Raw genomic sequence first — 20,519 nt, 5'->3', positions numbered from 1 at the left:
ACGCCGGCGCGATCGAAGCTGGAGAGCTTCCAGAGAGGCCGAAGTCCTGAGATTAGCGCCTCAAGCCTCCGCTACGAGGCCCTCTTTTGGTTTATAAAATCAAAGCGTATCTGCGCGCCCAGGCTGAGCGATCTCTGGATGCGCTCTGGCGAGCCATCGGCGACATCTGCGATGTGGTTGAACCTAAGTTGTCTGGTGGCGGAACGTTGTTGGGACCAAGTGCGTTGCGCGATTGAGGAGTATGCTTGGCGCTTTGACGGCCTGCGGCGCCGAGCTCCTCATCGCAGGAGGACATGATGCACTCCCTTCATCCGCAAGCCCGCACCACTCCAGCCGTCCGCCAGGAGATTGCCCGCTCATCCGAGCCGACGGGCGTGCTGGCCCAGCGCTTCAGTGTGAGCACCGAGACGGTCCGCAAATGGCGCAAGCGCGGCCCCAAAGACTGTCAGGACCACAGCAGCCGGCCGCACAAGCTGCCCTGGAGGGCCACCGAGGAGGAACGCGCCATCGTCTGCGCCCTGAGGCAGGCCACCGGCTTTCCGCTCGACGATCTGACCTTCGTGGTCACGCATTTCCTGCCGCATCTCAACCGTGATGCGGTCTACCGCATCCTCAAGGCTGAAGGCTTAGGCCGCCTGCCACCGGCGCAGCAGCGCCAGCGCCGGAGCGGCACCTTCAAGGACTACGATCTCGGCTTCGTGCACATGGACATCAAACACCTGCCCAAGCTGAGAACCGCCAATGGCGAGAGCCGCAAACGCTTCCTCTATGTCGCCATCGACCGCTGCTCGCGCTGGGTGCACCTGGCCGTCAAAGACGACGAGCTGGCCATAAGCGCGATTGCCTTCCTCAAAGAAGCGATCCGCGCGTTTCCCTTCAAGGTCACCCACGTGCTCACCGACCGTGGCTCGTGCTTTACCGCTGATGGCTTCGAGGACGCCTGCCACCAGTTGAAGGTGGAGCATCGCAGGACCAAGCCCTACACGCCGCAAACCAACGGTCTCGCCGAGCGCTTCAATGGACGGGTGCAGCGTGAAGTGCTCGGCATCACGATCTACAGCCATGGGGATCTGGAGACGCTGCTCAAGGGCTTCAACCAAGCCTACAACAGAAGACGCCAGCGCGTGCTCAAGGGGCGATCACCGGACGAGGTCGTGCGAAGCCGCTTGGTCGCTGAGCCGAAGCTGGCCAATCGGCGCGCGAAGCCACCCGATCCACACGCTTTGCCTCAAGCCCTCCAGGTCGTCGCTCACGCCAAGGAGGTCTCGCATCCAGACAGAACGTCCGTTGCGCTAGGATGTTTGCATTCTCACGGCCCGGTATGGGGGGCAAACTTTGCCCTAACGATCTCGGCAATGCTGGCCGGGCTGGCTGGCGGACGACCGTCGCAGGTGATCTCCGGTTGCTTTGCGACGTGCCACAGCATCAGTCCATCAAGGGGGTGGTCCTTTCCAGCAAGGACGATGTCCGCGAGGCGCTCCACAGAGTTGGAGGCGCCGCTTGGCCTCCTGTACTGGTCGGCGATGTTGACAGATCCCTTGCACGTCGCATCCGCAATCCGGTTGACGAGGATTGAATCACCCCATGCATGCTTTCCGGAGATCATGCCGATCGTCACCACGGTCCTGGCCGGCATGATCGCCCGGTACTGCTCGTAGGCGACGGCTTGATCATAGAAGTTGGATCCGGAGTCATAGGCCATGATATTCAGCAGGTCCACCAACTCGCCTACCGTTCTTCCTGCGTGTGGACCCGAGGGTACCGTACGCCTAAATGTCATGCGTTCGCGACCAGCAGATCCACCCGAACCCGACCTCCTTCCCGTGCCTTCGTCTCCGGTTGCAGCAGTGTAGTCGCTGCCGGTCGGAGATGCGGCGAGGGCCAGGATGCCATCAGGCCGTGCGGCATCCACTGCTTCGCGAAGGGCCTGGATGACACGGGTGTACTCTTCCACGGTTGCGGCATCGGCTGCGTGCCTCTCGTAGTCGACGTCTAGTCCATCCAGGCCGAGATCCCTGACGATCTGCGTTAGGGCGTTCTTGATCTGCTGGTTGTCATGCCCTGCCTCTGCTGCCAGAGTAGACCAGCCTCCGTAGCTCGCTCCACCGACCGACAGGATCACCTTTGCCCCCGTGGCCTTGAGCAAGGCTACCTCCTCCTTCACCTTGTCGGGTGGGGCCGAGAATTCCAACCCGGTGCCTTTCCAGGTGCCGGACTCAAGCCCCGACCACATGAGGTCGGGACGGGCAAAGGACAGCATGACGTGTGAGTACTGCCCGGCAATAGCGCCGAGAGGGGCTCCACGATCGTTCCAGGACGGATGGTATCCGACGAAGGCCCTGCCGCCCAGCTGGGCGGCAGGGCCAACACCTGTGGGTGCTGCGGAAACAGTCCCCCCTCTGGACAGGACCATGGACGTTGCAGTCACGGTCGCTATGAAGCAGGTGATCCTGCCCAAGACGAAGAGGAGGTCATGGAGGTGTCTGGCGCCGCTCAATGTTTCTTCCTCCAATGCTCGGGTGACCCATTTCAGCTGACCTAAGGCTGAAGGTACACTCGGAGGAGTTCCCCTTGCTGTCGAGGACGCGAAAAGCAAAGGATTGGCTCCGCTGACGTGAAGGGTCCCGATATCCTCGCCACCGCTTGGCCTGTGCCACGGCCTCCAGTACCTAGCCAGCCTCGGTCGCGAACACCTCAGCCAGCTTCTGCCCGTTGGTGCCGATCCGATGGGATGGACGCCTCCCTCCCGTAGCGCGTTCCGTTATGCTGGAGCGCTTGGCATTACCGGAGAATCCAACCATGGCAGTCGCCACCGTCGGTCTTGATACCACGGAGCATGTCTTTCAGGTGCACTGCGCAGACGCCCAAGGGCGGCCGCTGATCCGAAAGAGGCTCCGACGTGCTCGGGTGCAAGCCTTCTTTGAAGCCTTCCCGCCCTGCCTTGTCGGTATGGAGGCCTCCGCAAGCGCGCAACATTGGGCGCGGGAACTCAGCAGGCTCGGTACCGGGTCAAACTGGTGCCGCCTCGGCACGTCGGTCCCTTCGTCAGGACGAACAAGAATGATACCGCGGACGCGATCTGCAAAGCGGCCTCCATGGAGATTGACTACGTGAGTATATCAGGTGCAGCCTCTGTGTCGTTAGCGCCTATTTGAGAACAAGCCATTTCCCAATATACAAAGCCTTATGCGAGCACCAGCCATGAGATGTTGCGGTTACTGAGAGTTCTCAAACAGGCCCTTATCGGGCTTCCGGTTTATTCGGCCTATTTGGGGGTGATGAGCGTTACGGTAGCGCTATTCAACCGTGGAACTGAAAGGCCACACCTCGCTTTTTGAGGATCCACCTTCTGCAAACCTACGTACCAAGAACCTATCAGCGTAAAATTCGTGGACTAGCCATAAATAAGATTAGCCGCGAAATATCTATTCGAGCAAAAAAGCTGAATTGATAGGCAATAGTCATATAGATGCTTTTCCCACTTCGACGCAATGTTCTGACTGCGGCAAATATATGGCGACAAACTGCGGGCCGCAGCCCAGAAGATTTCTCGCCACGCCAATATACTACTTTTGGGCCCAGTTGGGGGTATTGCAGCATGAATGCAAAATCGACTACACCGCTATGCAACATCAAGAACGCTCCTGAATAGGAGTGATGAAATTCGCAATACCGCGTGAATAGCCTTCTTGTTCAAGCGCGTTAGTAATCGGCTTCCTTCACGAAATTCATATTGATTGGGCATGCGAAGTGTTGGGACACAAAGCGCTGTAACACTGGTATGGAATCGCCATTTTAGAACTCCAATCCAATAACGATACGGATTTCTGCTGAACCAGCAGAATTCTTTTCAAGCGATGCTTTGTAGAGCAGTTGGCGCGGCACCTTTGTCCCATCCGAAAGTGCAGAGTAACAATACCACGGTGTGAGCACGTAACTAGGAGCATTCGCGGCTCTATAGACGGAGGCGACTTGCCTATGAGCGGTATTGAAGCGAGCGACGTACTGCGGATAGCAGTCATTAGCGGCCTCATCGGCTTTGGCGTGTTTTGTGCGTCCTATAGCCTGAGCATCTGGTTCAAGCGTAATAAAGCCAAGCCGAACAGGCTCGCGCGGCTCAGTTTCCTCCTTCTTATGCTTGGCATTTTTGGCGCGGCCAGCAACTGGGCCTACATGGAATTCTCGCACCGAAGTGGCATCGTGGGTGGTCAGGACCTGTTTGTGGTTCATGCTAAGCGTAATGTGACTACTGACAAACTCGCGCCGGAAGGCGCTATCAAGGAAGGCGAGCGGCTTGTTGAATTCATCCCGCCTGCCATTGAAGGTCAGTTGGCGGTGGTCGACAGCCACATCAAGCAATCGCAGGCGAAAATCCAGGCACTTGACCTGCGGGCGTTGCCTGTGGACGCGTTACTGCTCCAGCGGCAGGCACAACTCAGAACCCAGATTGATCAGGCCAAAACATTCCAGTTCGATCTTCAAAAGTCCCGACGTGAGGTGGAGAAATCGAAAAACGACGTCCGTAACCAATGGACCAAAGAAGTCAGTCAAATCGACCTGCAAACGGCAGAGCAGCGGGAGCAGCTTACGACCGCAGCGGCGCAGTTGCAGATTGCGCAGACTGCGTCGACCCGTGCCACCGAACTGCGCAAGAATGGCATTGGGACGGTGAATGTAACTGAGGAGAAAACTTCGAACGCCCTGACGCAGGCGCTTGCGCTCAACAAGGCCAAGGCAAGCCTCGCCTCGTTGGATCGGTACAGGGTTGCCGTTGATAAGCGCTATGATGATTCCATTAAGGCGCTCGATGTGCAGCAGGCCAATATCGACCGAGACCTGAAAGAGGTTGAAGGTTCCCTCGCGCTGCTCTCCGGGCAATTGACGTTGGTCGAGAAGGCGGTTGCCGATGACCGCAAGCGGGCGGTGGATGCCATAGCACGCGAGAAGGAGGTAGCGCAACATGAACTCGAAGGCTTGCAGGCTGAACGCGTCAGCACATTGGCCGTCACGCAGGTCAAGGCCCCGTTCTCGGGTGAGGTTGTGTACCGACACCCGGCTCCCGGCTTCGCACCTGAGAACACGCCTGTGCTGGCCGTGTCGAAAGGCAGCGGTTTCGTCGCTCGTGTTTGGCTGCCTGAGGATGACGTGAAGAAGGTCCAGCACGCTGGCAAGGTCCAGTTTGCTCTTGAGCAGCCGATCCTCAACCGCTTCTTTGTCGGTGAGTTCCGTGACGCAGAGAAGGCTCCGTTCGAGAAGGAGCGCGTGATTGCTCACTTCGATGCGAAGCTGCCGCTTGATGCTATCACCTTGCTGGCCAGCGCCGGTAATCCGGTTCCGGTCCGCCTGCTGTGGCGTCCGAACCTGTTCGACAGCCTCGCCTTCAACGCCAGCCTCGGTCTCAGTGCCCTTGGCTTCCTGGGGGCGCTGGCGAGCGCCATGCGCGGTCGTGCCGTCAACGACGATGACGTGCCACAGCAGCAAATTAATTACGAGGCGCGAGACCAGCGCTTGCGAGAGATGGCGCAGAACTTTCATCGCCTGCTGCGGCACGGCCACTTAGAGCACGATTCCGATCTCGTGCGCGGCTTGGTCAAGCTCGTCAACCAGTTGGGTGAGCCTGCGGTCGGTGCCCTGCGTGATGAACTGGTCTTCGACAGTGAACTCGAAGACGCCATCCAGAGTGTCGATGACGAGAATGTCCTCACGGTGCTGGATAGGGCTCGCGGTCAGATCACCATCCCACATGTTGCCTAAGTATCAATAGAAATCCATGACCGAGATTGTTCAACGTGCCGCCGCAGTCGGGGAATTTCGTACAAAGCCTCGCACTTATCACCGGTGGGTCATCAACTTCCTGGCGATCACCACCTTCCTCTACGGACTGTCGCTGACCTTTACTCTGCCATGGACCGTTCAGGAGGCCGTGTTCTCATCCGAGAGCGGCCTTCTGAACAAAGGCCCTCTCTCGGCAGTATGGGGCATTTTCCTGATTGTGATCGGCGCTTTGATCATGATCCGCTGGATGACCGTGCAGGCGCTCGCCTTCTATGGGCATGATCGTGTGCGCCGGAAGCCGCCACAGCCGCTTGGTAACAATGCGCCGTTCGTGTCGATCCTTGTTCCGGCCTATAATGAGTCGGACACGGTCATCAATGCAATCACGTCGCTGGTGACGCTCGATTATCCAAACTATGAGGTAATCTTTGTAGACGATGGCTCGTCTGACGACACGTATGTGAAGGCGTTCGCCATGGCGGGGGCGTACGCGAACTGTACCCTTCACGTCTACACCAAGCCCAATGGTGGCAAATGGAGCACGCTGAACTTCGCTTACTATAAGTCAAAGGGCGACCTGCTCCTGTGCGTGGATGCAGATTCGGGTCTAGCCGAAGACGCGCTCAAGATCATGGTGCCGCGCATCTACGAAAAGGGTGTTGTGGGAGTGTCCGGGCAGGTGACGATCCGCAATCGCGTCAACTTCCTGACCCGTCTGCAAGCAGCGGAGTACCTGCTCGGAAACGGCGGTATGCGCATGGCCCTCAGCCTCCTTGGGGCCGTGACCGTCGTACCGGGGCCTATTGGCCTGTACCGGCGAGAGATGATGGAGGAGGTTTCCAAACTTCCCGGCAACCAGCCTTCAGAACGAATGAAGCACCACGGCGAAGGGCTGGTCTTTGGGCCGCTCTCCGGTGAGACCTTCGCGGAAGATTTCCAGCTATCGCTGTCGGCGCTCGCGCTTGGTGGGCGCATTGTCTATGAACCCCGTGCCTATGCCTATACCAAATGCCCGGAAGATGTCGGGACACTTATGAGTCAGCGCTATCGCTGGATTCGAGGCACGTGGCAGGTGTACATGCTGTACCTCAGGAGCCTACGCAAGTTCAACAAGACCAAGGCCCCGCTGTTGGGCATCGTGATGACCATCTTGTCCCAGTGGACATCTATCTCGTTCCAATCTTGAATTTCTACTTCTGGCTGGCCATCGGCTATTCGGTGGTATCCGGCTTTGCGATGGATTTTGTCATTGCATGGATCGGCTCGGTGGGCCTGCTGAATGTCATGACGGCCATGATCTACATCCTTGAGCAGGATGATGAAATCTCACTGATCCCCCTCATTCCAGCACTCGACATTTATCAAAGCCTGTTGATCAACAGTGCTTGGGTAATTGCTGCCGTCGATGAAATGCGCGGCACCGGAATGAGGTGGCATTAGCTACAACTCTCCGCACTTTACAGGGGCTTATCACGTTAACCGCTGTTGGGCGCAATGAGACCTGGCCGACAGCATAATTGTTCGAGCGGCAATGCCCGTCGCAGTTTTCCATTACGCAATGGCATTAAGGCGGTGAAGCTGGATGGAATGAGGGAGAGCATAGGGAAACGTGGGGCAACAACATCCTCCATAGCCTTAGCTGTCATTGCACCGCGGTCGACTTGGTTTGGTCGCAGCCTCCCGGACGCAGCCCTCCCACTGCGTGCCCACGAATCCTCATGCTCCCTGTGGATTTGATGTGCCGGCTATCTCTCCCTCCATCCAAGGCTACCTTGAGGGAAGCGCTCACGCGGTCGGCAGTTCCCAAGCCCGGAAATCACCTCGTTGGCTCCCGCGCAGATGCGGTTGCACCCTATAATCCTGTCTCCAACGGATAGGACACCCATTCATGCACGTCGTCGGCGCCTTTGAATTGGATGTTCAGCCCGGCACTCCCGACAATCCGGCATCCCTCAGGGTTGCCCTTCTGCGCTACGTCCGGGGCGAGGATGGGCGCCTCTTCATCACCCCGGAGTGCACGTCCTTCGAGGAAGTGGAAGGACAGCTCAATTCCCTGCAAGACGAACTGGACGAGATCCGCGAGAGAGCCCGCCGAGCGTTTCAGGTCGCATGATGAGCAGGTCAGGGCTGCATAGGCTCTGATGCCGTACCTAGAAGGCCCCTCATCGTCTTACTTTTGCGGACCGAGCGGAACAAGGCAGATTGAGCAGGCACTTCTGATGACCCATAGGCACTTTTGTATCGCGACAGGAAGGAACGATACACGCCATACTTGAAGTAGATCGGGTTCGCGTGCGTCGTATTTGGGCCCACCACATCAGCGGTGAGGCGCCCGTTGACATACACCCGGATGAACCCGTCTGCGGCCATCGACCAGCGTGCATGAACACGGATGTCCTGCCAGCGCCCTCGAAGGCTCCGCTCACTGATCAGTGGGAAGTGTCCAAGCTTAGTCTGGTTGAGATCGAGGTAGTAGCTTGAGGTATTCGAGCCCTGCGGAATACCGTACTGAAACAGCACAGGCGGGCTTGTGACGCCTTTCTGGTGGAACTGACCCAGGGCTGTCTTGGCCGGGTAGATATTCGGGAAGTTCTTTGGAAGGTAGAAGGAAAACTGATACCAGTACTCGTCTCCCACACGGCTCGACGCGTCGACCTCCCCCAACTCTGAGCGTTCTCGATCCCTAAAGCAGTCACGCGATGTGCAATCTCCGGGGCGCACCTCAAACCTCTGCACCGACCCTCTCCTGGATCCCGGGACCGTTGTGACGCCGTGTGGTCGATCACTCAGACTCCGCCTGAAGGGGGAAAACTCCTCGGCTCTAGCTGTCGCACTCGCCACGAGGAGCATGAGAACGATCGAGAGCAACTTCACCATCAGACCTCACGAGTGTTTGTTCGAGCGCCAGACTTCATAGCATAGCAGGGTGCTCGCAATTCTGCTTCGCCAGATGGTTTCATATCGAGGACGGCTGCACCCGAGTAACCTCTGCCTGAACCAGCTTCCCAAACCTTGAGGGAACCAGGACAATGATGGGCGATCGCATAGGACGTCCTGAAGTCAGCCGGAACGTAACCGCCGCCAGTTCTCCACCTGCCCGTGGGTTTGCATCACTTCAAACCAGCGCAGGTTGCGCAAGGTCTGGTCGGCACGCTTGATGGCGGTCTCGATGGCATCCTCAATGCTGCTGGTCAACGAGCCCACCAGTTCAACGACTTTGTAGACGTGATCCGACATCACAGGCTCCCCTCTCCTATTCAGGATCACAGGTAGGGCAGACGACGTTGCTTGCGAGACGGCCCGGCTCTTAACGCGCGGCGTGACACACCAATCAAGAACATTGCCGCGGCCGAGGTGGAACCGTGGCCGAGGTGTTCCGGTAGGTGTGAGGGAGCAGCCGCTCGAAGCTGCGGCGCACCGTGCCGTAGCACTCGCAGGAGGCCCTCTCCAGGCCGGCGCGGTCCGTCACGGTGATCACGCCTCTGCTCTGCCGGATCAGTCCCGCCTTCTGAAGCGATCGCGTGATGCTGCTCACCGTGGAGCGCTGCACGCCCAGCATGTCCGCCAGGAACTCATGCGTGAGCGGCACGGCGTCCCGATCCAGCCGGTCATGCATGCTCAGGATCCAGCGGCAGCACCGCTCCTCGACACTATGAACCGCGTTGCAAGCCACGTTCTGCAACACCCGAGCCATCATGGCTTCGGCAAAGTTCAGCACCAGCTGGCGCACCTTCGGACGGATCCTCATCACCTCGTGCAGGCGCTCCAGCTCAATCTGCGACGCGGTGCCTGTGGCCTGCACGATGTAGCGTCCGAAGGATTGGACGGCCGTCATGGCACTCACCAGGCCCAGGGCTCCCTCTCGGCCATAGACCGCCATCTCGGCCGAGCGGCCGTCCTTCAGCACGGCCACCAGCGAGACCACGGTGTCATGGGGGAAGTAGGCATGGCGCAGAGGATCGCCGGCCTCGTACAGCACCTGATCCTGCCGCAGGCTGACCCCGTGCAGGTGCGGCTCCAGTGCTGCGAAGTCATCGGGCTCGAGTGCCGCCAGGAGGCGGTTAGCCCGGTGATTGATGCTTGAAGCTTGAGCGGCGGCGTAGATGTGAGGTTTCATGTCTCAAGCCTAACCGGAGATGCGATCGAAGAAAGGATGAAAACTGGTGGAGACGTAACCGGGGACTGTCACGCCCGTCTTAGGATTGTGGCCGACGCGGTGGCTCTTGTTGCGTACTGTAGAAACCTGAACTTGATTTGACGGACAGTGTCGGAGCGAGTTGCACTCTGGCAGCCTGAAGGATGGCTTGGGGCTGCGGCGGGTCCTCAAGCCGTGCGCCTGCGGCGCACCGCTCAGCGGCTCTGGGGCTTGACCACCCGCCTGGCCCAAGCTGAGGGCGACCATGCCAGGATGGCGGGTTCTGAACCCGGCTCCCCCCGTACAGAACATGAATTGATCCGACACTGTCCGACAGGTCAAATCCAGACTTTCACACCCCTTCCCAAACTGAAGCCTCTCCGGCGCCTGGCTCAAGCGGCAGCGGACATCAGAGATCGATAGACATCTCCTCTGACCAGAAGCACCCAGGCTGTCCCGGCAGCAGTCCTCGTGCGCGCATAGCGGATCACCGTCGCGGGGGTCCCAGCTCCCGTGTGCTCATCCCGATCACCGTCATCGTTTGACCTCGCCGTAGGGGGCGTCAGCTCAGACCGAGCGTGACATCTCTATCCGGGAGGGCTGAGACATTTCCATCGGTGATCTACACCCTCAAAAGCCCACATTCCAGAATCGCGGTTTCGTTCCCGCCCACGCTTCATAGCCTTTCAGACGCGAGGTAAAGGCTGCAATCGTCGTGTCGTTGGCCCAGACAACAAGAGGCATATTGGCAACGAACTGCTGCTGCAAAGCATCAAGGGCTCTCTGCTTCTCCTCTGGAGTTGCGGCGGCGTAGAGCTTCGTCAGCTTTTCACGAGCGGCCGGACTATCCCAGACCTTGTCCGCCTGTTTTATCTTATCTCCGATGAAGCGGTCGAACAGGAACATCGGATCCAAATATGGGGCAACGTTCCAGACCGTCATTTGATAGCGGCCGGAGTAATACCGTTGGAACTGCGTTGCAAACTCAACCACTTCGACTTCGGCATTGATGCCAACCGCCTTCAACATCGCCTCGACAAAGATGGCAGTGTCCCCCATGATCGGAAACTGCTTATTCGTCAGGATGACAATCTTTTCGCCTTTGTAGCCGGCTTCGGTGAGCAATCTCCTGGCACCCTCTGGATCGTAACCTACTCCGGTTTTCTGTGCTGGTCCGTAATGTCTGCTTGTCACCGGAACGAGCGATCGATTGACCTCGGAGGTCCCGGCTGTCAATGCTTGAGATAATGCTTGGCTGTCAATCGCCATGGCAATAGCTCTGCGCACCCGAGGATCCTTGAGAACCGGGTCCTTGTTCTGCATCGGCAGGGTGTAGACAGCCGCGGTTTGAGCAACACTTGTGCCAACGGCGACACTCGCCTTGACCTCAGCATAGACGCTGGGATCGACATCGGCCCATAGGTCGATATTGCCCGACAGGACCGCGAGTTTCGTGGAAGAAGGATCCGGCACGATTTCTAGGCGCACCCTATCTATCTTCGCGTCTTTAGCCCCAGCATAGCCATCTGTCGGCTCTGCCCGACTGGCATATTCCTGATGGCGAACGAGCTCGACGAACTGCCCTTTGCGCCACTGCGAAAGCTTGTAGGGTCCTGTACCAATTGCTTGAGTCCAGCTGCCATCTGCCGCCATCGAGTCTGGATGCGCAATGCCGGTGGAATCGCAGTCTGAACGAGCCATTGCGCTGAGCAGCGCTCCGCTCGGTTTAGCAAGTTTGAATGCGACTTTTCGTTCGCCTATCGCTTCCACAGATTCGATCTTGATGTTGTCTCCATCAAAGGTGCCGCGGCATACCCATCCGGACTTCGGATCCAGAAACTGCTGCCATGTCCAAGCGACTTCTTTGGCGGTCAATGGCGCGCCGTTGTGGAACTTCACGCCCTCGCGTAGCATAAAGGTATAAAGTGCTCCATTGTCCTGTACATCAATTGTCTCAGCAAGCATCGGTGCGACCGTTCCGTCGGATTTCCACGCAACGAGGCCTTCATAGATATTCTGAAGCACCGTTCCGGTGCTGACATCCGGGCTCTTTCCGGGCATGGTACCGCGTATATCGGACGCGAGTATCGTCCGAAGCACGCGTTCCTGCGCAGTTGCCGCACCCGCCGATAAGGCAAACACCATGCTTGCGAGTGCAAAGGTAACCTTCGTTCTCATCAATCGACCCTCTGACGATAATTTGTTATCTTTTGTGCGGCCCGAGAAGCCGTTCTCAGAGCGCACGTCGCTTGAGGTAATGCTCGGCAAACTCTCGGCCCGTGACGATCTGCCCACCGCTGTCGCGTGCGCGTTGGAGCAACCGCTCTACCAGTGGCAGCCGTGCTGCTCGTCCGATGCCCTTATCTGCGCGCGGATGAAGCGTCAGGCACGCATAGCCACTTTCACTGAGAAGGGCATCAAGTTCCTCATTGAAGAATGCCTCAACGCGCTCTTGGGTCAGGAGGCGACTGAAGTGCGTTGCGTCCGTCAGTCCCTCGAACAGTGGGAGTTCGACCATCCCCGGCGCACCATCTTCATCAAGCAGATAGGGGAAGTCGTCGTCGACGAAACTCGAGTCGTAAAGATATCCAAGACGTCTCAGGTGGCTTAGGGTGGCATACGATACCGTTCCGTCGGGAGATCGAAATCCCGCCGGTCTCGTGCCACAGAGTTGCTCCAAGCGATCGCACGCCCGCTCAAGGACCTCAGCTTCGCGGTCTCCGAGGCTCGACAGGCTCTCAAAGCTCTGGCCATGGGAGCCGATTTCATGGCCATCCGCGATGCAACGCTCGAAGAGCGATCCACACCGTTCAGCTTCAAAAACAGGCCAGAAAAACGTGGCGCGAACATCCCACGTCCGCATCGCATCGAGGACACGAGACAACCCGATCCGATACGTATATCGCCCGTGCGCGAGCCGCCCAAAGAGGTGCTCCTCGGGAGCATTGACGGCTTCGGGACCTAATCCATGCACATTCACGGTAAGAAGGACAGACTTGGTCATGGACGGCGCGCCTTCAACGCAGCCTCATTCGCGAGGCAATGGTCAGCCAAATCACGGCAGGAGAGGAAGGAGACGTCCGGCTGCGCGGCAAGATGCTTGAGAAACCGCTCGACCGCTTTTGCCCGAGCTGGCGGCCCTGACCCTGCGCCGGCAATCGGATGCAGCGTCAGGTGCAGGTAACCGTCGGCATCCCGGATTGCCTCAAATTCCTCAATCCAATTCTGGAGCACCTCCGATGCTAGGGATTGTCCAAACTGGTACATCGGATAATCGTCGAGGGAGACTGTGTTGTTCGGCAGCATCACGAAGGGCTTCTCGCCGTCGCCGGACATAACATAGGGAAGGTCATCATCCTTTTCGCTGCAATCGTAGTAGTAGCCGAGCCGGCGCAGTGTCGGCAGCGTGAGCGAGCTCTTACGTCCCGATGGCGAACACCACCCGACGGGCGCCACCCCAATGACATCAGTGATAGTACGATGGGTCTTTTCGAGCAGTTCGGGCTCAGTCTCGCCGAGGTCCCACCCCTCATGCATGTAGCCGTGCGCCGCAATTTCGTGGCCGGCGGCATGGATGTCGCGGTATATCTGCGGGTAATGTTCGACATCGTGGCCACATGCGAAGAATGTTGCTGGCACGCCAACCCGTCCGAGCATCTCAAGACAGCGAGGAATACCCCGTCGCATGGCGTATCTGCCACGGGAGTGAATTCCGAGCGGCACCAATCCTTTCCCGACCTGTACGCAGGGGCCATCGACATGGATGGTCACGACCACCACTGTTCCCCTGCCGGACGGCCATGCTGGTTGGTGCACTCCTTCAAGTGACAGCATGGTATGTTCCCGTTTCCATTCGTTGCGCCGCCTGATCGGCCAGAGTTCCTTGCTCGTCGCGCCAGCGCAGACGGACCCCACCTCCCTCCTTCGCAACCAACATCGGAATGGCGGATAGAAGCTGACGCGTATATGGATGCTGTGGCCGGTCGAAGATCGCATCGCGACTCCCCTCCTCCACGATTTGACCATCCTGCATGACAACGACCCGATCGGCGACCTGCTCGACCACGCCGAGATCGTGGCTGATGAACAGGCAGGAGAAGCCATGCCGCTGCTGCAGATCGGCGAAAAGGTCGAGCACTTGGGCGCGCACGGTAACATCGAGCGCGGAGACAGGCTCATCGGCAATAACGAAGGCTGGTCGGCGCACGACAGCCCGGGCAATAGCCACGCGCTGGCGCTGTCCCCCGGAGAGTTCGTGCGGATAGCGGTTCGCATACGCCTCACCGAGGCCGACTTCGCGCAGCACCTCGTGAACGCGTTCCGTCTTCTCACGCCCGCTCATGTTCGGCATCTGGCGCAAGGCTTCGCGAACAAGCGCCCCAATGGTCATCCGAGGATCAAGGGAAGAATATGGATCCTGGAACACCATCTGGCAGTTCAGGCGGTAGTCATTCCATCCCTCGCTACCTGGAATGATCGAGCGGCCGGCGTAGCGAATTTCCCCGCTAGTCGGGCGGAGAAGGCCGGCAATCGCCCGCCCCAGCGTCGTCTTGCCGGATCCTGATCCGCCCACCAGCGCCACAACCTCGCGCGGCTTGATCGACAAGTCGATGCCACGCAGGGCCCGCTTACCGGGTTCCTTGCGAAAGAAGCCCTGCCGGCCGCTGTAATCAACTACAAGGTTGCAGATCTCGACGATGGGGGTTGCCATGGCCGGGATGCTCCGCGCCGGGAGGCGGCGCGGCATCGCGGCCAGAAGCTTCTGTGTGTACGGATGCTGGGGCTGGCGCAGCAGGTCCTGTGTCGCACCCTCCTCCACGATCTCGCCCTTTTCCATGACGATGATACGGTCGGTGTAGCGGGCGACCATCGAGAGATCGTGACTGATCATCAGCACTGCGGTGCCCCGGGCCCGCGTCAGCTCGACCATCAGCTCAAGGACATCTCGCTGCACGACGGCATCGAGCGCTGTGGTCGGTTCATCGGCGACCAGGAGCGCCGGCTGGAGGAGCATGACGGAGGCGAGCATGATGCGCTGGCGCATGCCCCCGGAGAACTGATGGGGATACGCGACGAGTGCGCCCTCAGGGTCCTTGATGCCAACACGCCTGAGCATGTCGAGGATGAGGGTTCGCCGTTCGTCGGCGCTGAGATTGCGATGAAGGGCAAGACCCTCATCGAGCTGCTGGCCGATGAGCATGGACGGGTTGAGGGATGTCATCGGCTCCTGAAACACCATGCCGATGCGCACGCCCCGCAACTTCCTCAACTCGCCAGGCGAGAGCTGCGCAATATCCGTCCCCTCAAACCGGATGGTTCCGGCGGTGCGGCGGATGGCCGGCGGCTCGAGTGCCATGATTGCGCGGGCTGCCAGGGTCTTTCCGCTGCCGGACTCACCGACGATGCCGACGATTTCCCCTGGGGCCACTGTAAAGCTGATGTTCTTGACGACCTCAAGTCCGCTTCGCGCCACCATGAGCCTTAGGTCTTCGACACTGAGAAGTGCAGTCTTGGTCATGTCAGACTCCTCGCATGCGCGGGTCGAGCTTGTCGCGCACAGCATCGCCAAGCAGATTGATGCCGAGAAGCGTCAAGGAGATGCACAGGCCGGGGAAGATGCCGAGCCAGACGGCCTGCGCGATGAAGGAGCGGCTGCTGGCCAGCATGTTGCCCCAGGTCGGTGCCGGCGGCGGCACGCCGAGGCCGAGGAAGCTCAGAGCGCTCTCGGACAGCAGTACCCAGCCGAACATCGACGTGGCGAGAACAGTCAACGGTGCGATGCAATTCGGCAGGATGTGTCGCGCCATGGTGAAGATCTCGGAATTGCCCATCACACGCGACGCTTCGACGAACTCCTTCTCGCGCAGCGACAGCACGGTACCGCGCACGATTCGTGCCACCGACGGCGTATAGGCCAGGCCGAGTGCCAGGATAATGCCGTACTTGTTCGCACCAATCACGGCGAGAAGGCCGAGCGCCAAGAGGATACCCGGGAATGCCAGCAGGGCATCGTTGAAGGCCATCAGGATGCGATCGGTCCAGCCACGCAGGTAACCGGTGAGGAGGCCGATGATCGTGCCGCCCGTCACGGCCGCCGCGACGGTGACGAGGCTGATCCAGACGCTGGTCGCCGCCGCCGCCATCAGTCGACTCAGCACATCGCGGCCGAATTCGTCCGTGCCAAGCAGGTAGACCGGGCCCGGCGGCTGCAGACGCGCCGCGAAATTGATCTTAAGTGGGTCGAAGGGCGTCCAGACTGCGCCGAAAAGCGCGCAGACGATGACAATGCCGATGATCGTGCCACCAAGGATGGCATTGGGAGCTGGTAATCTCATTCCGCAGTCACCCTTGGATCGAAGACGGGATAGAGCAGATCGACGATGAGGTTCACGACCACATAGACGAAGGCCACGAAGAGCAAGCAGCCCTGGATGACCGGGTAGTCGCGCGCGAAGATGGAGTCGACAAGGAGCCGACCGAGGCCGGGGATCGTGAACACCGTCTCCACCACGGCGATGCCGCCCAGCAGATTGCCGAGGACGAGGCCGATCAGGGTCCAGGTCGGGCCGAACGCGTTCTTGAAGGCGTGCCGCCACAACACAGCGTTCTCGGAGAGCCCCTTTGCGCGGGCATGAGTGATGTAATCGAGCCGGAGAACCTCAAGAGTGCTGGCACGCGCCATGCGGATCAGCACGCCCATCTCATGAAGAAACAGGGTCATCACCGGCATAATGATGTAGAGGAGCGCCGCCGTCGGATTCTCCATGAACGAGACATAGCCGACGACGGGGAGCCATTCGAGTTTCAGGCCGAAGAATAGCAGGAGCAGGAGCCCGAGCCAAAAGGTCGGGATGGACAGGAGCACGGTCGCAGTGCCCACAAGAGCAAGGTCGAGGGTACTGTTCTGCCGCCACGCCGCGATCATTCCGGCCGGGACGGCGATCACGCTTGCGATCAGGACCGCGATGAGCACGATCCTGGCACTGATCCAAAACCGGTCGAGCACGAGCGGCAGGACCGGCTGGCTCGACGTGATCGAGTTGCCGAGGTCGCCCTGCAGAACATTGCCGAACCAGATCATGAACTGAATCGGCAGGCTCTGGTCGAGGCCCAGCCGCTGCCGCAGGTCGGCGAGGCTCGCGGCATCCGCGAGGTCGCCGAGCATGAGGGAGGCCGGGTCTCCTGGGATGAGGCGGATCAGGACGAACACCGAAACCGCCATGATCAGCAGGGTCGGGACGGCCATGAGGATCCGTCTGAGTGCGAAGCGCAGCATGGTCGTACCCTCCCTCCCGTCAGTTCGTCACAATCCGGGCGCCCCACACGCGCGGCTTGCCCTCCCACGGAGCGGCGCCCTGGACACGCTTGGTATGAGCCCAGGCTTCCTGACCGTTGGCGAAGATGATCAGCGGCGTCGTTTCCAACTGGCGCTTGTGGAGTTCATCAAAGATCTTCTGGCGCTCGGCTTCGTTGGAGATCGCCGACGCCTTCTCGATCAGAGCCTGGGCTTCCGCCTCGTCCCAAACCTTGCGCGGCTGCTTGTCCTTCGGACCGGCAAACTGCTCGTAGCTCAGGGCGGGGTCGAGGCGCGCCGAATACGAGAAAGACATCATCTGGTAATTGCCCTTGTTGTAGCGGTCGAGCTGGGTCGCCCATTCGAGCACCTCGATTTCCGCATGGATGCCGACGGCCTGCATCATCGCCTGCGCAATGACTGCGGCATTGAAGCTGGGCACGTGAGTGCGCTTGTTGGCGATGATCTTGATCGGTTCGCCCTTGTATCCTGCTTCCTTCAGCAGCTTCTGGGCCTTGGCCGGATCATAGCTGTAGCCCTTGCGCTGGGCATCGTTGTAATAGGCGGACGTCACGGCAATCGCCGAGTTGTTGGGCTTGCCGTTGCCGTTTGAGACCGCCGCGACCAGTTGGGGCACATCGATGGAAGCTGCGATGGCTTGACGAAGCTTTACGTTGCTGAGAAGCGGATCGCGCGTCTGGAACAGGAAGGTGTGTTTCGTTGCGGCCGGGTGTAGGCTGACTTCGACGTTCTTGGCCTTCGCGAGTTCGGGCACGTCCGAATCCAGCACCTGCGCCATGTCGATGGCGCCCGAGACGAGAGCGGCCTTAATGGTGGACGCATCCGGAACGACGAGAAACTTCACCTCGGGCAGAACGGCGCGCTTGGCACCGACGAGACCATCTGGCTTGTCACCGGGCGGGGACTGGTACCCATCGAACCGCGTCAGGGTCACGTACTCGCCGCGACGCCATTCGCCGAATTTAAACGGGCCGGTACCGATCGGCTTGTCCCAGTTCCCATCCTCCTTGACCGAGCTCTTGTGCAGGATCGCCGTCATGCCGCAATCGGTGCGGGCCAGCGAGTCGAGGAAAAGCGCGCTGGGGCGATCGAGCGTCATGGTGAAAGTGGAGGCGTCAGGCGCTTCGACCTTCTCCACCTTGAGGCCGGCGCGGCCGTCGAAATCTGGACGGCAGCGCCAGTCGGTCTTGGGATCCATATAGCGGTTCCAGCTCCACATCACGTCATCAGCCGTCAGTTCCGCGCCGTTGTGGAACTTCACGCCCTTGCGAAGCCGGAACGTGTAGGTCTTGCCATCGGGCGACAGCTGGACCGATTCCGCCAGCAGGGGCGCCACGATTCCATTCTCCCGATAGCCAACGAGGCCTTCCACCATGTGCAACACCACCGCATCGGTGTTGTCATCCCGGTTCACGCCGGGATTGGTGCTGCGGATGTCGGCATTGAGCGCCACGGTCACGTTTTGAGCCGCCGCCGGAGCAGCTGTCACGAACACTGCTCCCAGCGCGGCTGCGATGGTTCTCTTCATTGTCTTATCCCTCTGCTCTGGCATTTTTTTGGGTGCGCCGGTCCTTCAGGACATCGGCGAAGAAGCTTTCCACATGTTCGACGATGCGCTTGCCGTCGTGCGGTACATTCGGCACGAGGTCGAAATGGACCTTGATTCCCTGAGCCTCGAAGGAGCGGCGCAGGCTGTCGAGGCGCTCGGGGCGGGTTCGTCCCGCATCGTTGGCCCCTGGCATCCAATGCCGGCCACCTTCACGATGGGTGATTTCCCAGGTCTCGAGATCGGCCGCGCCGACGATCATCTGCACGGGCACGCGCCTCATCGCGTCGGGATCGATCTCGATCCCGAAGCGATGCTTCACGTCGCGGATGCCGACCCACCAGTCACGGGTCGGGTCGAGCAACGTCACGGAACCGGGCGCGCCCACGGACGCAGCCCAGAGGCGTTCCGGGTGAAACATGAGGAAGCGGTGGGTGAAATGACCTCCGCCCGAGTAACCGAAAAGAGCAAAGCGGGTGACGTCGAGGCCATAACGCTCGCCGACCTCCTCCACGATCGAGAGAAGCACATCATCGTAGCGGATGTCGGCTTCCTGGATGTACTTGAAGCCGTCGCGGTTGCTATCGCCCAGTACCCCGACCGGAAAGAGCGGGCACAGAATGATGCAGTTATTCCAGCGGCCGAAATCCGCGAAGGCGTCGCGATAGGACATGAAGGCGCGCCCAGTGCCATGCATCGCCACGACCAGATCCGGCCTATCACCCTGACCGAGGGTCGGCGGCACGTAGAGGCAGTAGGAGAAGCGAGGGTCGCGTTTGCTCGCGAACACCGTCGTATGGCCCAGATCATAAATCTGGCGCCCGCGATCCTTCTTTCCGGCCTCTTTCAGCGGTTGAGCGAGTGCTAAATCCATAAGGGCTGTCCGATTGGTTGAGAAATTGGCGCCAAAATGTTTGCATTAGCCAGCATCTTTGGCAATACTGATTTCCGAATTTTTCTCAGGATGCCTATGATCCGTAATTTGATTACGGGTTCGACCGACGGCATTAAAGGATTGTTCCAGTCGACGGATGGCGTATGAGATGCGCCAATCTGTGCAATTGAGGTTCTGCTACTCCGATGACCGCCAAGAGTGAAAGATCGCCAGACAGCCTCGTCGATACCATGGCGCGGGACATTCAGGCGGGCGTCTTCACGCCTGGCACTTGGTTGAAGCAAATCGATCTTGAGAATCGCTACGGCGCGACCCGCATGGACATCCGCCGGGCCCTCGACCAGCTGGCTCTGAAGCGCCTGGTCCGGCATGTTCCTAACCGCGGCTACCATGTCCATGCCCTCGACAACCGGCAGGCCGATGAAATCCGCGACATCCGCGTGATTCTGGAGACCGCTGCGGCCGAGAGCATGGTCGAGAACGCCGGCGCCGCTGACGTGAAGGATCTTCGCCGTCTCGCTACGCGGTTCGACGAACTGATCCTGACCGGCACGATCCTGGAGCAATACGAGGCGAACATCGCTTTTCACGTGCGACTCCTGAAGCTTTGCTCCAACCAGGAACTGGTCAACCTCATCATGGAGTTGCGCGGCCGCGGCCCGTCGGCTCCCGCCACACAGTGGAAGACGCGGGCGCGCATCGAGCAATCCGGCCGCGAGCATTTCATGATGATCGACGCACTCGAGGCGCGGGATGCGACTGCACTCAGGCGCGTCCTGACGGCGCATATCCGACAGACCGGATCGGAAGAGGCCTCCGAGGTTCAGCCGCCCAAGCGCAGGAGCGGCTGAAC

The 20,519-nt window shown here is 59.6% G+C and carries 18 protein-coding genes and 1 pseudogene; 7 read left to right on the top strand and 12 right to left on the bottom strand.

Going from position 1 to position 20,519, the window contains the following annotated elements; translation table 11 throughout:
• Positions 1-86: 86 nt before the first annotated feature.
• Together JO965_RS34210 and JO965_RS34205 are read left to right on the top strand one after the other, a co-directional pair.
• Positions 87-236, top strand: coding sequence for a hypothetical protein (locus tag JO965_RS34210; RefSeq protein WP_203446445.1), 150 nt, complete (start codon positions 87-89; stop codon positions 234-236).
• A gap of 60 nt (positions 237-296) precedes the next feature.
• Positions 297-1,277: pseudogene (locus tag JO965_RS34205) on the top strand (IS481 family transposase); the annotation flags it as partial.
• 32 nt (positions 1,278-1,309) lie between these two features.
• On the opposite strand, the gene JO965_RS49695 reads toward JO965_RS34205, so the two are convergent.
• Positions 1,310-2,413 (bottom strand): glycoside hydrolase family 18 protein, encoded by a 1,104-nt coding sequence (locus JO965_RS49695; protein ID WP_371826991.1) that lies wholly within the window; start codon positions 2,411-2,413, stop codon positions 1,310-1,312.
• A gap of 1,565 nt (positions 2,414-3,978) precedes the next feature.
• Between JO965_RS49695 and JO965_RS34195 the strand changes: the two genes are divergently transcribed.
• The 4 genes from JO965_RS34195 (at position 3,979) to JO965_RS34180 (ending at position 7,888) form a co-directional block, all read left to right on the top strand.
• Positions 3,979-5,754 (top strand): HlyD family efflux transporter periplasmic adaptor subunit, encoded by a 1,776-nt coding sequence (locus JO965_RS34195; RefSeq protein WP_203446443.1) that lies wholly within the window; start codon positions 3,979-3,981, stop codon positions 5,752-5,754.
• Between the two features lie 16 nt (positions 5,755-5,770).
• A complete protein-coding gene (locus tag JO965_RS34190) occupies positions 5,771-6,961 on the top strand; it encodes a glycosyltransferase (RefSeq protein ID WP_203446442.1) in 1,191 nt (396 codons plus the stop codon).
• A complete protein-coding gene (locus JO965_RS34185; RefSeq protein ID WP_203446441.1) occupies positions 6,934-7,215 on the top strand; it encodes a hypothetical protein in 282 nt (93 codons plus the stop codon). Before JO965_RS34190 ends, JO965_RS34185 begins: the two co-directional genes overlap by 28 nt.
• 448 nt (positions 7,216-7,663) lie before the next feature.
• Positions 7,664-7,888, top strand: a complete 225-nt coding sequence (locus tag JO965_RS34180) for a hypothetical protein (RefSeq protein WP_203446440.1) — start codon at positions 7,664-7,666, stop codon at positions 7,886-7,888.
• Positions 7,889-7,896: 8 nt separating this feature from the next.
• On the opposite strand, the gene JO965_RS34175 is transcribed toward JO965_RS34180, so the two are convergent.
• From JO965_RS34175 to JO965_RS34125, 11 genes are all read right to left on the bottom strand, one after another.
• On the bottom strand, positions 7,897-8,625 hold the full coding sequence (locus tag JO965_RS34175; RefSeq protein ID WP_371826990.1) for a polysaccharide lyase: 729 nt from the start codon (positions 8,623-8,625) through the stop codon (positions 7,897-7,899).
• Between the two features lie 210 nt (positions 8,626-8,835).
• Positions 8,836-9,012, bottom strand: coding sequence for a dodecin (locus JO965_RS34170; RefSeq protein WP_203446438.1), 177 nt, complete (start codon positions 9,010-9,012; stop codon positions 8,836-8,838).
• A 94-nt stretch (positions 9,013-9,106) separates the two neighbouring features.
• Positions 9,107-9,892, bottom strand: coding sequence for a Crp/Fnr family transcriptional regulator (locus JO965_RS34165; RefSeq protein ID WP_203446437.1), 786 nt, complete (start codon positions 9,890-9,892; stop codon positions 9,107-9,109).
• A gap of 648 nt (positions 9,893-10,540) precedes the next feature.
• Positions 10,541-12,088, bottom strand: coding sequence for an ABC transporter substrate-binding protein (locus JO965_RS34160; protein ID WP_203446436.1), 1,548 nt, complete (start codon positions 12,086-12,088; stop codon positions 10,541-10,543).
• Between the two features lie 55 nt (positions 12,089-12,143).
• The gene (locus tag JO965_RS34155) at positions 12,144-12,914 is read right to left on the bottom strand and encodes a polysaccharide deacetylase family protein (RefSeq protein ID WP_203446435.1); all 771 of its coding nucleotides are present in this window, start codon (positions 12,912-12,914) and stop codon (positions 12,144-12,146) included.
• Positions 12,911-13,744: a polysaccharide deacetylase family protein gene (locus JO965_RS34150; RefSeq protein WP_203446434.1), complete on the bottom strand. Its 834-nt coding sequence runs from the start codon at positions 13,742-13,744 to the stop codon at positions 12,911-12,913. Before JO965_RS34150 ends, JO965_RS34155 begins: the two co-directional genes overlap by 4 nt.
• The gene (locus tag JO965_RS34145) at positions 13,731-15,428 is read right to left on the bottom strand and encodes an ABC transporter ATP-binding protein (protein WP_203446433.1); all 1,698 of its coding nucleotides are present in this window, start codon (positions 15,426-15,428) and stop codon (positions 13,731-13,733) included. Before JO965_RS34145 ends, JO965_RS34150 begins: the two co-directional genes overlap by 14 nt.
• Position 15,429: 1 nt before the next feature.
• Complete coding sequence (locus tag JO965_RS34140; protein ID WP_203446432.1) at positions 15,430-16,245, bottom strand: ABC transporter permease; 816 nt, start codon at positions 16,243-16,245, stop codon at positions 15,430-15,432.
• Positions 16,242-17,186 carry an ABC transporter permease gene (locus tag JO965_RS34135; RefSeq protein ID WP_203446431.1) on the bottom strand — a complete coding sequence of 315 codons (945 nt, stop codon included), beginning with the start codon at positions 17,184-17,186 and terminating at the stop codon, positions 16,242-16,244. Before JO965_RS34135 ends, JO965_RS34140 begins: the two co-directional genes overlap by 4 nt.
• A gap of 19 nt (positions 17,187-17,205) precedes the next feature.
• Positions 17,206-18,753: an ABC transporter substrate-binding protein gene (locus JO965_RS34130; protein WP_203446430.1), complete on the bottom strand. Its 1,548-nt coding sequence runs from the start codon at positions 18,751-18,753 to the stop codon at positions 17,206-17,208.
• Between the two features lie 4 nt (positions 18,754-18,757).
• Complete coding sequence (locus tag JO965_RS34125; protein ID WP_203446429.1) at positions 18,758-19,645, bottom strand: alpha/beta hydrolase; 888 nt, start codon at positions 19,643-19,645, stop codon at positions 18,758-18,760.
• A 206-nt stretch (positions 19,646-19,851) separates the two neighbouring features.
• Here JO965_RS34125 and JO965_RS34120 point away from each other — a divergent pair, with 206 nt between their 5' ends.
• Positions 19,852-20,517 carry a GntR family transcriptional regulator gene (locus JO965_RS34120; RefSeq protein ID WP_203446428.1) on the top strand — a complete coding sequence of 222 codons (666 nt, stop codon included), beginning with the start codon at positions 19,852-19,854 and terminating at the stop codon, positions 20,515-20,517.
• Positions 20,518-20,519: the final 2 nt, after the last annotated feature.

This window comes from Microvirga sp. VF16 (assembly GCF_016864375.1).
Classification (GTDB): Bacteria; Pseudomonadota; Alphaproteobacteria; order Rhizobiales; family Beijerinckiaceae; genus Microvirga.
The sequence above is the reverse complement of the archived record's forward strand: the minus strand, read 5'-3'. Positions and strand labels throughout refer to the sequence as shown.

Bases quoted from the DNA above. Each gene is read 5' to 3' on its own strand.
- JO965_RS34190 (WP_203446442.1), top strand. From the start codon at position 5,771: ATGACCGAGATTGTTCAACGTGCCGCCGCAGTCGGGGAATTTCGTACA.
- JO965_RS34180 (WP_203446440.1), top strand. From the start codon at position 7,664: ATGCACGTCGTCGGCGCCTTTGAATTGGATGTTCAGCCCGGCACTCCC.
- JO965_RS34160 (WP_203446436.1), bottom strand. From the start codon at position 12,088: ATGAGAACGAAGGTTACCTTTGCACTCGCAAGCATGGTGTTTGCCTTA.
- JO965_RS34125 (WP_203446429.1), bottom strand. From the start codon at position 19,645: ATGGATTTAGCACTCGCTCAACCGCTGAAAGAGGCCGGAAAGAAGGAT.
- JO965_RS34165 (WP_203446437.1), bottom strand. From the start codon at position 9,892: ATGAAACCTCACATCTACGCCGCCGCTCAAGCTTCAAGCATCAATCAC.
- JO965_RS34195 (WP_203446443.1), top strand. From the start codon at position 3,979: ATGAGCGGTATTGAAGCGAGCGACGTACTGCGGATAGCAGTCATTAGC.
- JO965_RS34135 (WP_203446431.1), bottom strand. From the start codon at position 17,186: ATGCTGCGCTTCGCACTCAGACGGATCCTCATGGCCGTCCCGACCCTG.
- JO965_RS34170 (WP_203446438.1), bottom strand. From the start codon at position 9,012: ATGTCGGATCACGTCTACAAAGTCGTTGAACTGGTGGGCTCGTTGACC.
- JO965_RS34130 (WP_203446430.1), bottom strand. From the start codon at position 18,753: ATGAAGAGAACCATCGCAGCCGCGCTGGGAGCAGTGTTCGTGACAGCT.
- JO965_RS34145 (WP_203446433.1), bottom strand. From the start codon at position 15,428: ATGACCAAGACTGCACTTCTCAGTGTCGAAGACCTAAGGCTCATGGTG.
- JO965_RS34150 (WP_203446434.1), bottom strand. From the start codon at position 13,744: ATGCTGTCACTTGAAGGAGTGCACCAACCAGCATGGCCGTCCGGCAGG.
- JO965_RS34175 (WP_371826990.1), bottom strand. From the start codon at position 8,625: ATGCTCCTCGTGGCGAGTGCGACAGCTAGAGCCGAGGAGTTTTCCCCC.
- JO965_RS34155 (WP_203446435.1), bottom strand. From the start codon at position 12,914: ATGACCAAGTCTGTCCTTCTTACCGTGAATGTGCATGGATTAGGTCCC.
- JO965_RS34120 (WP_203446428.1), top strand. From the start codon at position 19,852: ATGACCGCCAAGAGTGAAAGATCGCCAGACAGCCTCGTCGATACCATG.
- JO965_RS49695 (WP_371826991.1), bottom strand. From the start codon at position 2,413: ATGGTCCTGTCCAGAGGGGGGACTGTTTCCGCAGCACCCACAGGTGTT.
- JO965_RS34140 (WP_203446432.1), bottom strand. From the start codon at position 16,245: ATGAGATTACCAGCTCCCAATGCCATCCTTGGTGGCACGATCATCGGC.